10 protein-coding genes are annotated in these 16,065 nt (G+C 54.3%); 9 read left to right on the plus strand and 1 reads right to left on the minus strand.

Annotation, left to right across the window (positions count from 1 at the left end):
• The first annotated feature begins 57 nt into the window (after positions 1–57).
• The 5 genes from BOW52_RS08560 to BOW52_RS08580 are packed head-to-tail and all read left to right on the plus strand — an operon-like array spanning position 58 to position 4,574.
• The gene (locus BOW52_RS08560) at positions 58–1,176 is read left to right on the plus strand and encodes a 4Fe-4S dicluster domain-containing protein (RefSeq protein ID WP_078483668.1); all 1,119 of its coding nucleotides are present in this window, start codon (positions 58–60) and stop codon (positions 1,174–1,176) included.
• On the plus strand, positions 1,169–2,002 hold the full coding sequence (locus tag BOW52_RS08565) for an FAD/NAD(P)-binding protein (RefSeq protein WP_078483669.1): 834 nt from the start codon (positions 1,169–1,171) through the stop codon (positions 2,000–2,002). The genes BOW52_RS08560 and BOW52_RS08565 overlap by 8 nt, the downstream gene beginning before the upstream one ends.
• Entirely contained in the window at positions 1,999–2,799 is an 801-nt protein-coding gene (locus BOW52_RS08570) for an NADH-quinone oxidoreductase subunit B family protein (RefSeq protein WP_236725680.1), read from the plus strand. The genes BOW52_RS08565 and BOW52_RS08570 overlap by 4 nt, the downstream gene beginning before the upstream one ends.
• Positions 2,792–4,093 carry a Ni/Fe hydrogenase subunit alpha gene (locus tag BOW52_RS08575; RefSeq protein ID WP_078483670.1) on the plus strand — a complete coding sequence of 434 codons (1,302 nt, stop codon included), beginning with the start codon at positions 2,792–2,794 and terminating at the stop codon, positions 4,091–4,093. The genes BOW52_RS08570 and BOW52_RS08575 overlap by 8 nt, the downstream gene beginning before the upstream one ends.
• Entirely contained in the window at positions 4,086–4,574 is a 489-nt protein-coding gene (locus tag BOW52_RS08580; protein WP_078483671.1) for a hydrogenase maturation protease, read from the plus strand. The genes BOW52_RS08575 and BOW52_RS08580 overlap by 8 nt, the downstream gene beginning before the upstream one ends.
• Here the strand turns inward: BOW52_RS08580 and sbcB are convergent.
• Positions 4,547–5,992, minus strand: a complete 1,446-nt coding sequence (sbcB, locus tag BOW52_RS08585) for an exodeoxyribonuclease I (protein ID WP_078483672.1) — start codon at positions 5,990–5,992, stop codon at positions 4,547–4,549. The genes BOW52_RS08580 and sbcB overlap by 28 nt on opposite strands.
• Before the next feature lie 150 nt (positions 5,993–6,142).
• Here sbcB and nifJ point away from each other — a divergent pair, with 150 nt between their 5' ends.
• The 4 genes from nifJ to BOW52_RS08605 all read left to right on the plus strand — a co-directional run bounded on the left by nifJ (position 6,143) and on the right by BOW52_RS08605 (position 15,964).
• Positions 6,143–9,748: a pyruvate:ferredoxin (flavodoxin) oxidoreductase gene (gene nifJ, locus BOW52_RS08590; protein ID WP_078483686.1), complete on the plus strand. Its 3,606-nt coding sequence runs from the start codon at positions 6,143–6,145 to the stop codon at positions 9,746–9,748.
• Positions 9,745–10,761, plus strand: coding sequence for a dihydroorotate dehydrogenase-like protein (locus BOW52_RS08595; protein WP_078483673.1), 1,017 nt, complete (start codon positions 9,745–9,747; stop codon positions 10,759–10,761). The genes nifJ and BOW52_RS08595 overlap by 4 nt, the downstream gene beginning before the upstream one ends.
• A 173-nt stretch (positions 10,762–10,934) precedes the next feature.
• A complete protein-coding gene (locus BOW52_RS08600) occupies positions 10,935–12,092 on the plus strand; it encodes a GGDEF domain-containing protein (protein WP_078483674.1) in 1,158 nt (385 codons plus the stop codon).
• Between the two features lie 161 nt (positions 12,093–12,253).
• Positions 12,254–15,964, plus strand: a complete 3,711-nt coding sequence (locus tag BOW52_RS08605) for a PAS domain S-box protein (RefSeq protein WP_078483675.1) — start codon at positions 12,254–12,256, stop codon at positions 15,962–15,964.
• The last annotated feature ends 101 nt before the right edge of the window (positions 15,965–16,065 follow it).

Consider the following 16,065-nt stretch of genomic DNA (forward strand, 5'->3'; position numbering starts at 1 on the left):
TATAGAGAGGTTAAATAACCATGGAAATATTAATTTAAATTAATCTAGACTAGGACCATGGATCGGATCGACTACCATGGATATCTCCCCAGAGAGCAGTTGCCTGAGCTGTTGCTCTTGCTAGTCCAGGCAGAGTATCAACTACTCGCTGCCCAGGAAGAGAGTGGGGCGATGCTTTATAAACCACTCGCTGCTGGTCAACCGTTGCCCACTGCGATTGGTGATGAACAGGGACCAGGCCACTATCGTCTGGTAGAACGATTCGATCGGCGCAACTTCGCCTGGGCCAATGGCCCGCAGGCACTCAAACCGATGCTCTTCGCACCGCAGGAGCCGCTGTGGCGTTATCAGCGTGATAACACAGGAGAGCTTCAGTTTACGAGTAGCGAACCGCAACTCGAACCTACGGCTGTGATTGGTGTTCGCGCCTGCGATCTGGCAGCGATGAAGATTCATGATCAACACTTTCTGGAACAGGAATCTCCCGATCTCCATTATCAGCGTCGTCGTGAATCGCTCTTCATCATCGCCGTTGACTGTAGCCACCCTTCGGCGAGCTGCTTCTGTGTCTCGACGGGTGATGGGCCGGAGGTGGAGCACAGTTACGATCTTGCGCTGACCGAACTGGAAGAGGGTTTTCTGCTACGCGGCGGTAGCGTGGCAGGTCATGCACTACTGTCACAACTTGCTCTCGAAAAAGTCACCGATGATCAGCGCTACCTTGCCCACCAGCAGCATGAGTCAGCGGTGGCACGACAACAGCGCGCTCTGCCCAAACTCGATCTACAACGACGCCTGTTTGCCAATCTCCACCATCAACACTGGCAGGCCGTCGCGGAGCGCTGTCTAAGCTGTGGTAACTGCACTTCAGTCTGTCCTACCTGTTTCTGTCATCGCGAATTCGATCAAGGTGCACTCGATGGCTCCAGTGGTGAGCACCTACGTGAGTGGGAGAGCTGTTTCAGTGAGGGGCACAGCTATATCCACGGCCTGCATGTACGGAGTGAGCCGAAATTTCGTTATCGCCAGTGGCTAACCCATAAGCTTGGAAGCTGGCATGAACAGTATGGGCGTTCAGGCTGTGTCGGCTGTGGTCGCTGTATCAGCTGGTGCCCAGTGGGCATTGATCTGACCGAAGAGGTAGAGATTATCTGCGGGGAGGGTAGTCATGATTAATCCCTACCTGCCCCAGGAGGCAGAGATTGTCGAGCGTATTGAGGAGGCGCGAGACATCTTCACTCTGCGACTTCGTTTCACCGATCCTGCCGTACATCGTGCCTATAGTTTTGCACCGGGCCAGTTCAACATGCTCTGGCTGCCCGGCGTGGGTGAGATACCGATCTCCATCGTCTCCGATCCCGAAGATGAGCATATGTATAACCACACCATTCGCGGCGTTGGACGGGTGAGTAATGGTCTACGGACGTTACGTCAGGGCGATCGGCTTGGTGTTCGCGGCCCTTACGGTCGTGGCTGGCCGATGCAGGGGGCAGTAGGGCGTGATGTGGTGATCGCCACTGGTGGCCTCGGCTGTGCACCGGCAGTATCGATGATTAATTACGTGGTACGACGCCGAGAACAGTTTGGCCGTCTGATTATCATGCAGGGGATCAAACACTCCAATGACCTGATCTGGCGTAGCAGCTATGAACAGTGGGCAGAGCTACCCGATACTCAGGTTCTACTTGCAGCAGGAGAGAGCGGGCCGCAATGGCCTTGGGCACAGGGTAATATCATGGTGCTGATCGATCGTGCCGATTTTGATCCAGAGAACTGCACCGCCATGCTCTGCGGTCCGCAGGGGATGATGGTGGCGGTCACCGATCATCTGATGGCACGCGGTGTCTCCGATGATGACATCTGGCTCAGCATGGAGCGCAACATGCAGTGTGCGATTGGCCACTGTGGCCACTGTCAGATCGGTGCCAAGTTTGTCTGCAGGGATGGCCCTGTTTTTAACTACGCTGAGATTGCCGATCTGCTCAGCGAGCCGGGTTTATGATGATGACTACTTTCTCCGTGACAAAAACTCGTATCGCGGTCCACAAGTTCAGCTCCTGTGACGGCTGTCAGCTCGCCTTTCTAAACGCCGGTGAGGCGCTGTTGGAGCTGGCTGAGCTGGTCGAGATTGCCCACTTTGCCGAGGCAGGGGTGATCGATAGTGAGGCGGAGGTCGATATCGCCTTTATTGAAGGGAGTGTCACCACTCCCGCTGAAGAGCGGCGTATTGATGCGATCCGCCAACGTAGTCGCTATCTGGTGAGCATCGGGGTTTGTGCCACTGCCGGTGGCCTGCAGGCATTACGAAATATTGCCGATGCGGGTGAGTGGCCTGCCGCGATCTACGCCTCACCACAGTTTATTGATTCGCTGCCAACCTCCACACCGATCGCATCACATGTGAAGGTCGACTTTGAGCTCTGGGGCTGTCCAGTGAATGGGGCGCAGGTGTTGCAGACAGTGCGTTCATTGCTGGCCGGTGTCACACCGCGTGCTGAGACAGAGACACTCTGCGGTGAGTGTAAACGCCAACTGAAGGTCTGTGTGATGGTCGCCAAAGGAGAACCCTGTATGGGACCGGTCACCCGCGCCGGTTGTGGTGCGATCTGCCCCTCGGTTGGACGCGGTTGTTACGCCTGTTACGGTCCTGCGGCTTCAACCAACACTGCTGCCCTGGCGCATCAGCTTCACGCCATGGGGCTTACCTCCAAGGCGGTTGCTGATCACTTTCTACTCATCAACAGTGCCGCCCCGGCGTTCAAAGCTGAGGGGCTGAAGTGGCGAGGTGAAGATGAGTGAGCAGCGCACACTGGAGATCAACGTCCCGGTGTTGGCGCGGGTCGAGGGGGAGGGTGCGCTTGAGCTGAAGATCGAGGGTGGAGCGATCAGCGAATTGCGTCTGCGTATCTTCGAACCACCCCGCTACTTTGAGAAGTTCCTCGAGGGGCGCCACTTCAGTGAGGTGCCCGATATCGTGGCACGTATCTGCGGTATCTGCCCGGTCGCCTACCAGATGAGTGCGGTGCACGCCTTTGAATCGATCTATGGAGCCAACACCGGTCCGTGGGTACGCGAGATGCGTCGTCTGATCTATTGTGGCGAGTGGATCGAGAGTCATGCGCTGCATATGCATCTGTTGGCACTGCCCGACTTTCTCGGTTTTGGCAGTGTCATCGGTGTGGCCAAAGAGCACCCCGATGAGGTGCGTCGCGGTCTGCGTCTCCAGGCATTGGGTAATGATCTGATCAAACTGCTGGGTGGTCGTTCGGTCCATCCAGTGGGTGCCAAGGTCGGTGGTTTCTACCATGTACCTTCTCAAGGTGATGTTGATGCGTTACTACTTCGTCTGCATGAGGCGTTGCCTGAGGCGGAGGCGTTGGTAGATTGGCTCGCATCACTTGATCTGCCTGATGATCAGCAACCGTTTGTCTCGGTGGCGATGCGCCATCCGAATGAATATCCAATGAATGAAGGACGACTGGTCTCGAGCAGTGGACTCGATATTGCGATTGAGGAGTATGAGCGCCACTTTAGTGAACACCACGTGCCGCATTCGACAGCACTCCACTCAACACTTGAGGGCCAACCCTATCTGGTCGGACCGTTGGCGCGGCTCAACCTCAATCTCGACCGACTTCCCGATACCGTTAAGGCGATTCTGGAGCGTAGTGGTATCCGCTTCCCCAGCCAGAATATGTTTCACAGCCTGATTGCACGTGGTGTGGAGCTTCACTACGCAATCGTTGAGGCGATCCGGATACTTGAGGCATATAGACAGCCGACGAGATCCGACGTTGAGATCACGCCTCGTAGCGGTATCGGCTTTGGTTGCAGTGAGGCACCACGCGGTATTCTCTGGCACCGTTACGAGTCGGATGGTGATGGGCGGGTTGTCTCGGCTCGAATCGTTCCTCCGACCGCACAGAATCAGATGCGTATCGAAGAGGATCTGCGCCTCTCACTCAACCGTTTTGGGCTCGACCGGGATGAGGCGGAGATACGCCTTCACGCCGAGACGGTGATCAGAAACTACGACCCCTGTATCTCCTGCGCCACCCATTTCCTCGACCTTACCTTGTCGCGAGATGAGTAGAACAGATCCACTGATTATCGGTATCGGTTCGCCCTGGGGTGATGATCGTTTTGGCTGGATGGTCGTCGAGCGTCTGCAGTCGATGTCGACCATGCTGCAGAGCGAGTTGCTTACCGCTGAACGGGGGAGTGCAGAGCTACTTCAGTGGCTGCAACACGATAGGCCCACGCTACTGATCGATGCGCTCCGCAGTGACGATCAGGTCGGAATAGTTAAGGTGATTGAACGCGAGGCACTGCTCGGTGAGGTGGATGCGATCTCGAGTCACCAGATCGATCTGCGTCAGATTCTGGTACTCGCCGATACGCTTGGTCAGTTGCCCCGGCGACTCTGTCTCTTTGGTGTAACGATCGATTGCTGGGAGGTTGACGCCCATCCTTCAGCTGCGATTGAGGCAGTGGTTGAATCGATCTGTGAAGCGGTTGTCGCACAGCTCACGACGTGGCGTGAGGGTTATCTACTCAACAGCGTCTCTCCATAGTCCTCTAGTTTTTTGAGTAACTGGCGATCTGCTTCGCTGGTTTCACTATCGTTGATCAACTCTTTTATGCGCTGCCGATAACTATCAAGAGTGATTGAACCTCCCCCCGTCTCATCGGTAAGGCGGTGGTGGCGATACTCATCCCACTCTGCACGCTCTTCACTGTTGAAGTTCTCAGGCCAGTTACGACCCCGGTAGCGGAACAGTAATTCTGGAATCCGTTGGTCATCGAAAATGGCCGGTATGTTGGCGAGCTTATCGGGTGCAGTGGCACGAATTTTATCCATCTTGCGACGATCATCACTGCTGAAGAAACCGCCGCCGTATAGAGAGGCGTCAGGGTCGCTGGTCGGGTCGAATTTTCTATCGGCAAATGCCTGCTGGATCTTCGTCTCCAGACCAGTGGCACCCTTCAGCGCCTCGAGGTGCTGCAGACTGGTTGCTACATCGATCTGTAGTCTCTCGGCGGCCGCCTCATCCATAGTCTTCGGGGTAACGACTACCGGACACTTGTTGGCGTGCACTACCTTGAGCGGAATGCGCTCCACGCCCTCCGGCATCTCATCCCTGGGGGTAAAGATCCGTTTGGCGATCTCTTCTGCATCGAGGCTGAGCAGAGGTGTTGGATCGAAGCGTAGATCGTAGACGATGATGCCGTTTTTATTGCTCGGGTGGTTGGTCACTGGGGCGACCAGCGCGGTGCTTCCAAACTCGCCCGGGATCATTCCGGAGGTGTGCAGAACCGGTTTCATCGCTCGCACATTAAGCTGATCGAATACCTTGCGTTTATTACGTAGCTGGTAGATGTACTCATAGAGACGAGGTTGATGATCTTTGACGAGCTTAGCTACTGCAATGGTGGCGTGCACATCGGAGAGGGCATCGTGGGCAGCGGTGTGGCTAATGCCGTTTGCCTCGGTCAGACGTTCCAGTTTGAAACAGGGTTTACCGTCATCGTAGTCGGGCCATTCGATTCCCTCGGGTCGCAGTGCACGGGTCATTCGTACCATGTCGATGATATCCCAACGAGTATTACCGCTCTGCCACTCGCGGGCGTAGGGATCGAAGAAGTTGCGATAGAGCGAGAAGCGGGTGAATTCATCGTCAAAACGGATCGAGTTAAAACCGGCACCACAGGTGCCGGGTCGCGCCAGCTCACTATGGATCGCCTTGATAAACGCCGCCTCATTAACGCCCTTCTCGTTGACCTCCTGTGGAGTGAGTCCAGTCACCATGCACGCCTCTGGATGGGGCAGGGCATCATTGGCCAGCTTGCAGTAGATCATCAACGGTTCGCCGACGATATTAAGATCCTCATCGGTGCGAATACCGGCAAACTGCATTGGTCGATCACGTGCCGGATCGATACCGCTGGTCTCATAGTCGTGCCAGTAGATGGTGTTTTTGGATGTGGCCATGGGCTCTCTGTTACCTCGCTATCCGTAGCGTGTTCTTCTTCGATATATCTGCCTACCTTACCAGATTAGGGGAGCGTGATTGACCGCTTGAGACCGTAGTGCGGTTTGATAGACTGGAGTGAAAAGAGGCGCTACGGGATGGAGTTTGTAATGGCCGATAATAAGATGCTGACCATCGATGGTAATGAAGCCGCTGCGCGCATCGCCTATCTTACCAATGAGGTTATAGCGATCTATCCGATCACCCCGGCATCGCCGATGGGTGAGCTCTCCGATCAGTGGGCTGCCGAGGGGAAGCCCAACCTCTGGCGCTCAATACCGCACATTATCGAGATGCAGAGCGAGGCGGGTGCCGCTGGAGCGATTCACGGCTCGCTGCAGAGTGGGGCGTTGACCACCACCTTTACCGCCTCACAGGGTCTGCTGTTGATGATCCCCAATATGTACAAGATCGCCGGTGAGCTGACGCCAACGGTGTTCCATATCGCGGCGCGTTCTCTGGCGGCCCAGGCGCTCTCAATCTTCGGTGATCATAGCGATGTGATGGCGGCCCGTTCGACCGGTTTCTGCCTGTTGGCAGCTGGCAGTGTGCAGGAGGTGATGGACTTTGCTCTGATTGCACAGGCGGCCTCACTACAGGGGCGGTTGCCGATGCTCCATTTCTTTGATGGCTTTCGTACCTCTCATGAAATATCCAAAATCGAGGCGGTCGAGTCATCGGTGGCCAGGGCAATGATCGATGAGGCCACTATCACCGCACATCGAAATCGAGCCCTCTCTCCCGAGCATCCGGTACTACGAGGCTCTTCACAAAATCCTGATGTCTACTTCCAGGCGCGTGAGAGCGTTAATCCTTATTACCAGCGGATGCCGGCTGTTGTGCAGCAGTTGATGGATCGCTTTGCCGAGTTGACGGGGCGTCGCTACCGACTCTTCGATTACGTTGGTGCTGAAGATGCAGAGCGGGTGGTGGTGATGGGCTCTGCGGCCGAGACGGTTCATGAGACGGTTGAACATCTGAATGCCAGCGGTGAACGGATTGGGCTGCTCAAGGTTAGGCTCTTCCGTCCCCTCGATAGTCGTGCCCTGATCGATGCACTTCCCGCGACGGTACAACGTATCGCAGTGCTTGATCGTACCAAGGAGCCGGGGGCCGATGGAGAGCCGCTCTACAAGGATGTAGTAACAGCGCTGGCTCAGGATGGCTGTCGTGGAACAGGGCGATTTAATACCATGCCACTGGTGGTTGGCGGGCGTTACGGTCTCTCATCCAAGGAGTTTAATCCTGGCATGGTCAAGGCGGTGTTCGATCACCTTAACGAGGAGAGGCCAAAAAACAGTTTCACCATCGGTATTAATGATGATGTGGGTGGAAGCAGTCTCGAATGGGATAACTGTTACCGCACCGATGCCGGACGTGAGATGAAGTGCGCGCTCTTCTACGGTCTCGGTGCCGATGGCACCGTCAGCGCGAATAAAAATTCGATCAAAATCATCGGTGAGTCGACTGATCTCTATACTCAGGGCTACTTTGTCTACGACTCGAAAAAGTCGGGAGCGGTTACCGTCTCACATCTGCGCTTCGGACCTAAACCGATTCGCTCCAGCTATCTGATTGGTGATGATCAGGCCCACTTTGTCGCCTGTCATCAGCAGGTCTTTCTTGAACGTTACGACATGCTCGACAAGGCGACTGTCGGGGCCACCTTTCTACTCAATTCATCGGTCAGGCTTGAAGAGGTTTGGGAGACGTTGCCGCGCAGCATGCAGCAGCAGCTGATCGATAAACAGATCAACTTCTATCTGATCGATGCCTACGCAGTGGCGGTGAAGGTCGGGCTTGGCCGGCGTATCAATACCATCATGCAGGCGTGTTTCTTCGAACTATCACATGTGGTTGAGAGTCGCGTGGCTGTGTCAGCGATCAAGGTGGCAGCCGAGCAGAGCTACGCCAAGGCGGGGGAGCGAATCCTCAAGGCCAATATCGCCGCGATCGATCAGGCGTTGGCCCATCTGCACCGGGTTGAGCTACCGAATGAAACGAACAGCACTTTTGAGAAGCCGCCTGTCATCTCGGAGGATGCCCCACAATTTGTACAGCAGGTAACGGCTGAGATTATTGCAGGCTGGGGTGATGCGATACCGGTCAGCCTGATGCCGAACGATGGCACCTTTCCTCTCGGTACTGCCGCTTATGAGAAACGCAATCTGGCGCTGGAAGTACCGGTGGTTGAGACCGATCTCTGCACCCAGTGCGGTAAGTGTGTTTTTGTCTGCCCCCACAGTGTCATCCGTAGCAAGATCTTCCCAGCTGAGGCGGCTATTGACGCACCAGCAAGCTTCAAACACGTAGCGCTGCGCAGCAAGGCCTATGCACAGGGGCTGGAGATTAGCTATCAGGTGGCGGTGGAAGACTGTACCGGCTGTGCGCTCTGTGTCGAGGTCTGCCCGATTCGCGATAAACAGCAGCCGGGGCGTAAGGCGATCAATATGGCAGCTCAACCACCGCTACGAGAACAGGAGCGGAACAACTGGAACTACTTTCTGACACTGCCCGAGTACGACCGTTCTCTGTTGAAGGCCTCGACGATCCCCGCCTCGATGGTAATGGAGCCGCTGTTTGAGTTTTCTGGGGCCTGTTCGGGGTGTGGTGAGACCCCCTATCTGCGCCTCGCCACCCAACTCTTCGGCGATCGCATGGTGGTGGCTAACGCCACCGGCTGCTCATCGATCTACGGTGGAAACCTGCCGACTACCCCCTGGACGACCAACAGCGAGGGGCGTGGTCCTGCCTGGTCCAATTCCCTGTTTGAGGATAACGCCGAGTTTGGACTTGGAATGCGAGTCGCAATTGATAAGCAACGTGAATATGCGACTGAACTACTGCGGCGTATCGCATCACAGCTCGATCGCGATCTGGTGGATTCAATCCTTGAGAGTGAGCAGTCCGATGAGGCTGAGATAACGGTTCAGCGTGAACGAATTGTACTGCTGCGTGAGAAGCTTGAGCAGAATGCTACTGATGAAGCTAAGGAGTTGTTGGCAGTTGTCGATACGCTGATAAGCCGCAGTGTCTGGATTGTGGGTGGTGATGGCTGGGGATATGACATCGGTTTTGGCGGACTTGACCATGTACTTGCCTCAGGGCGCAACGTTAACGTCCTGCTACTCGACACGGAGGTCTACTCCAACACGGGAGGTCAGACCTCCAAGGCGACACCGCGCGGTGCGGTAGCGAAGTTCTCTGCTGCGGGTAAGGTGACAAAGAAGAAGGACCTGTTTCATATTGCGATGGATTATGAGGGCGTCTACGTGGCTCAGGTCGCCTTCGGTGCCAAGGATGTACAGACGCTGAGAGCATTTATCGAAGCGGAGTCCTATGAGGGGCCATCGCTGATCATCGCTTATTCACCCTGTATCGCCCACGGTGTCGATCTTAAGAATAACCTGCGCCAACAGGATCTGGCGGTGCGTAGTGGTCACTGGCCTCTGCTTCGTTACGATCCACGCAAACTCAAGCTGGGAGAGAACCCGCTGCGCCTGGACTCGAAAATGCCCTCAATACCTTTTCGTGACTATGCGGCAACGGAGGCACGTTTTAGTGTGTTGAAACGTAGCCATCCCGATTCCGCCGAGCAGTTATTTGAGCGGGCGCAGCGGGATATCTATGAGCGGTATCACCACTACCAGGAGCTGGCATCTTTAAAGGTGGACGATGAGCAGGGGACCGATGAGGTTGAGAGGAGTAAGCCGTGAGTGAGTTAGATCTGAGTTGTAACTATCTGGGGCTAAAGTTGAAGAGTCCGTTGGTGCCCTCATCATCGCCGCTCTCACGCAGCCTCGACAGTGCACGTGAACTTGAGGATGCCGGTGCTGCTGCGATCGTGATGTATTCGCTCTTCGAGGAGGAGCTGGAGCATGAGGATGAGATGCATGCGCGCTTTGTTGAGGAGCAGTCGATTGGGTGTGCCGAGGCCGATAGCTACCTGCCGATGCACGGCACCTTCGAGCGCGGCATTGATCGCTACCTGCGGCAATTGAGTGAGTTAAAGGCGCATCTGGAGATCCCGGTAATAGCCAGTCTTAACGGCATTACACTCGATAACTGGATAGCACACAGCAAAGCACTGCAGCAGGCTGGGGCCGATGCGCTGGAACTCAATGTCTACTACATGGCCACCGATTGTGAACTACGCAGTGGTGAGGTTGAAGGGCGCTATATCAAACTGCTGAGAGCGCTAAAGAATGAGGTCTCACTGCCGGTTGCGATGAAACTCTCACCACAGTTCAGTGCATTGCCTCACTTTGTAAAGGAGCTAGAGGCGGCGGGAGCGGCAGGTGTCTCGCTCTTTAATCGTTTCTATCAACCCGATATCGATATCGATGCGCTCAAGGTGACACCGCAGATTCAGCTTTCACGCTCGGCTGATGCGCTGTTAGCAATGCGCTGGATTGGAGTGTTGCGTGATCTGTCACCAATCACGCTTGCTGCAACGGGTGGAATTCATACTGCCGAGGATGCGATCAAGATGATCCTTGCTGGTGCCGATGTTACCCATCTCTGCAGTGTCCTGCTTGAATCGGGGAGTCACACGATTTCAGAGATTTACCAGGGTATCGAGCATTGGATGGAGCAACAGGGGTTTGAATCTCTGGATCAAGTTAGAGGTGTGTTGAGTCAGCAGAATAGCCAGGATGAGGGGCGTTACGAGAGGGCCAACTATCTCTGGGTGCTCGATAGCTATTCGGCTGGTGAAGGCGTGAGGTAACCAGTCCGTTTGTAACATACTGCACGTCATTTGGTACTAGACTTTAAGGTATGGATAACAATCGCTGACCGCCATGGATAGCGAAGCGAAGGCGGTTAGTCCGCGATAGTCGACGCCGTCTGCCTATTCGTAGTTGAGAGCGAGAGCGAACGACGACACTCCACCGTCCGCTGTTGATCTCGATCCTCGTCATCGGCCTCGTTGTCTCCAGCGCCGTTCTCTATAGCTTCAAACTCGGTAGTCGCATGAGCGATCTCTATGCACCGATGATCGATGCGGCGATGGAGATTAAATTTGAGGCGACAACCGCACACCTCTGGTTTGAAGAAATGATGTCGGGTGATCGGAGTGAGAGTATCGAGTCGGTAAGAAGCCACCTTGATGCGGCGGAGTGGTACGCGCAGGCGATGCTGAGTGGCGGGCAGAATCAGGAAGGTGATTTTCTACCGCTTGAAGATGCGGTGATGCGTGGTCATATTGAAAATGTGCTGCTCAAGCTGACCGAATTTCGGTCCATTATGCAGTTACGTTGGGAGGCGGGTCTTGATATGGGGCCCGGCAGTGAGCTTGACCAACGTTTCGATGCGGTTTTTTCAGCGTTTATCGCCGAGGCGGATGAGGTCGAAACCTACCTGCAGCAGATGCTCGCCGAATCGAGGCACTACTTTTTTCTCAACCATGCTCTGCTCTTCGTGACAGCGTTGCTGATTACCTTTGCCGTATTCATTGTTTTTAGTCGATTTATGCAACAGCAGCTCTATAACCTTCGAACACTGGAGGAGACGAATAGGGAGTTAAAGCAGGAGATCAAACGTCGCAAAGAGGTTGAGCAGACACTGCAGAAACAGGCAACCACCGATGTACTGACCGGTAGCTATAACCGGGCCAAGATGATCTCGCTGATTGATGAGGAGTGGTTGAGGAGTCAGCGCTACTCCGTCACCTTCTCACTGGTGATGCTCGATATCGATTACTTCAAGCATATTAACGATGAGTGGGGGCACGATGTGGGTGACCGAGTGCTCAAGGAGATCGCTGACAGGATCTCTTCAATACTGCGTGATAGCGATACGCTCGCCCGCTGGGGCGGCGAAGAGTTTATGCTGCTGCTGACCAATACACCGATTGAGGGTGCGGTGGAATTGGCTGAGCGTGCGCGTCGTGCTGTTGCACGACAGTCGATGCAAGGTGTGGGCAGTGTGACGGCCAGTTTTGGTGTTACTGAATATAATCAATCATTTAGTGCGATTAATCAGATGTTGAAGAGCACTGATGTTCGTCTCTATATGGCGAAGTCACAGGGGCGAAATAGGGTGGTCAGTGAAGAGTAGAATGGTAAGACTTATTGATCAGTCTCAATACACTTAGTATCGAGATCGCTCTATACTGTCGGCAGTAGTAGATTGCTCAGAAATTCCCGGGGTATCAACACCGTAAGCGTGTTGCCGGTGTAGTTCGACTCCTTAGGGTAGGGTGTTACGGAAGATGTTCGATGGGTAAACGCTGGAATCTGGAACGTAAGCTTCTGATCCTGATCAGTGGTGTGCTGGTTGCCAGCCTGTTGGCGTTCTGGTGGGTTGAGTATCGCCATATCAAGGCCGATGCCGAGACGGAGCTGCTCTCGTCGGCAGACCGGATACGTGATGTCTTGATGGCAACCCGTCGTGTCTATCAGCATCAGTTCATCGATAGCGGGCTCCCGCTAAATAAAAAGACCATCGGTTTCCTACCGGCCCATGCAATGGGTGAGATTTCGAACGATCTGTCCAATTGGTCGAGCGATGGTTTTTCATTCAACAACGTTTCTGATAATCCACGAAATCCACTGCATAAGGCTGATGCACTCGAGGAGGAGGCGATCGCCTTCTTCCGTAACAAACCAGAAGAGGAGTTTCATTTTGTCCCCTACGAGAACGAGAAAGGAGAGCTCAACTACCACTATGCAAGGCCGATCTGGGTCGAACAGTACTGCCTGAAGTGTCACGGTGACAAAGATAATGCTCCGGTTACGATTCAGGAGAGCTACGATGAGGCCTACGACTACAAGCTTGGCGAACTGCGTGGTGTGCTCAGCATCAAGATACCGGCCAGCAATATGGAGAGCCGCATCCGCCAGCAGGTCTACCTTCAGCTATATCTAAAATCAGCGCTGATTTTACTAATCGGTCTGCTTATCGGATGGACGGTCAGGCGCCAGGTTACAGAACCACTCTCGAATATTGCCGCTGCCGCGCGCAGGATCGGCTCTGGCCAACTCGATACATTGATCGATATCAGGGCGAGCAGTGACTTCGAGGAGCTGGCCCACGATCTGAGCCATATGGCCAGTCAGCTACAGGTTGACAAGGATAGTCTGGTCAGTGAACGCAGTTTTCTCAAAGCACTCATCAAAACGATTCCTGACCTGGTGTGGATGAAGGACCCAGACGGTTTCTATCTACTCTGCAACGACCGCTTCGAGCAGTTTTTCGGCCATCCTGAACATGAGGTCGTCGGCAAGACCGACTACGACTTCGTCAACCGGGAGTTGGCAGACCTTTTCAGAGAAAACGATATGGCCGCGATTCGGAATGGCGGACCGAGAATCAACACAGAGGAGGTCGTGTTTGCAGACGATGGCCATCGTGAGCGAATCGAGACGATAAAAACGCCGATATTCAATATAAAAGGTGAGCTTGTTGGTGTCTTGGGTATCGGCCGAGATATTACCCGGCAGCATCAGGCAGAGGCGGTACTGCGTGATGAGAGGGATGAAAAACAGCGTTATCTCGACACGATGCAGACGATCATGGTTGCCCTCGATAATAGGGGCGATATATCCATGATCAATCGTGCAGGGCGTGAACTTCTCGGTTACGAGAAGGAGGAGTTGATCGGCAGGAACTGGTTTGACTGCTGTCTGCCTGAGCCCGATGGTATGGAGCTTGTCTATCCCATCTTTCTCAAGATAATGGCAGGCGAGGTCGTACAGAATGACCACTTTGAGAATAGTGTGATCTGTCGCGATGGCAGCGAGCGCATGATTAGCTGGTACTCTGCAGAGTTGACCAACGAGGCGGGCGAGGTGATCGGCCTGCTCAGTTCGGGAGAGGATGTTACCGAGACGCGCGAGGCAGAGGTGCTTATCAAAGAGGAGCAGCAGCGTTATCACGAGATCTTTAATGCCACCAGTGAAGCGATCTTTATCCATGATGCGACAACAGGCAAGATCATCGATGTCAATAATCGCATGCTGGAGATGTATGGTCTGGAGCGGAGTGAGGCACTACGGCTCTCAGCCGAGGCGTCCAGCTCAGGCACACCCCCCTATACGGAAGAGAACGCCCACGAGAAGGTGCGGTTGACGGTGGTGGAGGGACCACAGACCTTCGAGTGGCATGCAAGGCATAACGACGGCTCACTGTTCTGGGTAGAGGTCTCGACGCGCGCTTCGTATATCGGTGATAAACGACGTGTCCTCGCCGTGGTACGCGATATATCGGCCAGAAAGGCGCTCGAAGAGCAGATGAATGCGCTGGCCAAACACAATCGTCTGATCCTCGATTCTTCAGGTGAGGGTATCTTCGGGCTCGACAGTGAGGGACGACACGCCTTCGTCAATCCTGCCGCAGCAGAAATGTTGGGCTACAGCGCCGAAGAGCTGATTGGTCAGCCTTCACACGCGATCTGGCACCATCACCATCCAGATGGAGATGATTATCCGGCCCAGGAGTGTCCAATTCGTGAAACTGGCATCAGTGGAGTGCCTCATAGCGGTGAAGAGTGGTTCATTAAGAGAGGGGGGGATTTCTTTCCGGTCTCCTACTCCAGTAGTCCGATTGTTGAGGATGAGCGGATTACAGGCGTCGTCGTCTCTTTTTCTGATATTTCGGAGAAGAAGAAGGCTGACGAGAAGATTCACTACCTCGCCTACTATGATGAGCTGACGGCACTGCCCAATCGTGCCCTGATGATAGACCGGGTCACCCAACAGCTGGCAACGGCGCAACGCCTCAACAACAAGGCGACGCTGGTGCTGCTCAATATCGATCGCTTTACCAATATAAACACAGCGCGCGGTCACAATATGGGTGATTTCCTGCTAGTTGCACTGGCAAGAAGGCTCGAACAGCACCTCTATAAAGAGGATACCCTGGCGAGATTATCTGCCGATGAGTTCGCCGTGCTATTACCACACCTGAACAAGAGTCGCGAGAGTGAACAGCGTAATGCGATAGCTGTGGTCGACAAACTTCAGGCGGTGGTTCGTGATCCGCTGCTTGTCGGTGATGAGGCGGTCAATATCACCGTCAGTATGGGAGCGACTCTCTTCCCGGAGAGCGCCTCCGATCAACCTAGGGATATCTTGCGACGCGCCGATAGTGCACTGCATCGCGCCAAACGTGCGGGCGGTAATCAGTGCGCCTTCTTCGAGAGAGGCATGGATGAGGTGGTACAGAGACACTATCAGATCGAGCGTGAACTTTACCATGCAGTAAACAACGCTGAATTGAGGATATTTCTTCAGGCGCAGGTCGATGCCGATGGTGTGCTGGTAGCTGCGGAGACACTGGTCAGATGGGAGCACCCTGAGCGTGGCCTGATACCACCGGGTGTCTTTATCCCCATTGCCGAGGAGTCGGATCTGATTGTCGATGTCGGTGGCTGGGTGCTTACCGAGGCGATGCACCTGATGGCCAGGTGTGATATGGCGGGGCACCAGCTTAAGTTGTCGGTTAACCTGAGTCCACGACAGTTCCGTAAGCAGGGCTTTGTGCCCTGGTTTAAAGGTCTCGTCAATGAGAGTGGTGCCGATCCGACGAATCTTACACTTGAGGTGACCGAGGGACTCTTCATCGATGATCTGTCCGATGTGGTGGCGAAGATGGATGAGCTGGTTGCAATGGGTGTTAATTTCTCTATCGATGACTTTGGTACTGGCTACTCTTCTCTCTCCTATCTGAAGCGGCTTCCTATTAATGAGTTGAAAATTGATAAATCGTTTGTGCAGGATGCGCCTCACAGTGCTGATGATGCTGCGTTGGTCGAAACCATTCTTCTGGTGGCCAAGTCTATGCGTCTGAAGGTGGTGGCAGAGGGTGTTGAGAAGCAGGAGCAGGCCGACTTCCTCAATGCACGCTCCGAGGTGATTCATCAGGGCTATCTGTATGGTAAACCAGAACAGGCTGAGATCTGGATTGATAGATGGTTTAATGCTGATTGAATAAGTGGTTTCAATTGGCTTGATAGAAATTGTCAGCTTCGATGATGGTTACAATCTACGTTGATTAGTATCGTTCGATCCCGAGTAGGTTGTTGTCGGAT

The sequence above is a fragment of the Solemya pervernicosa gill symbiont genome (genome assembly GCF_002020875.1).
GTDB lineage: Bacteria > Pseudomonadota > Gammaproteobacteria.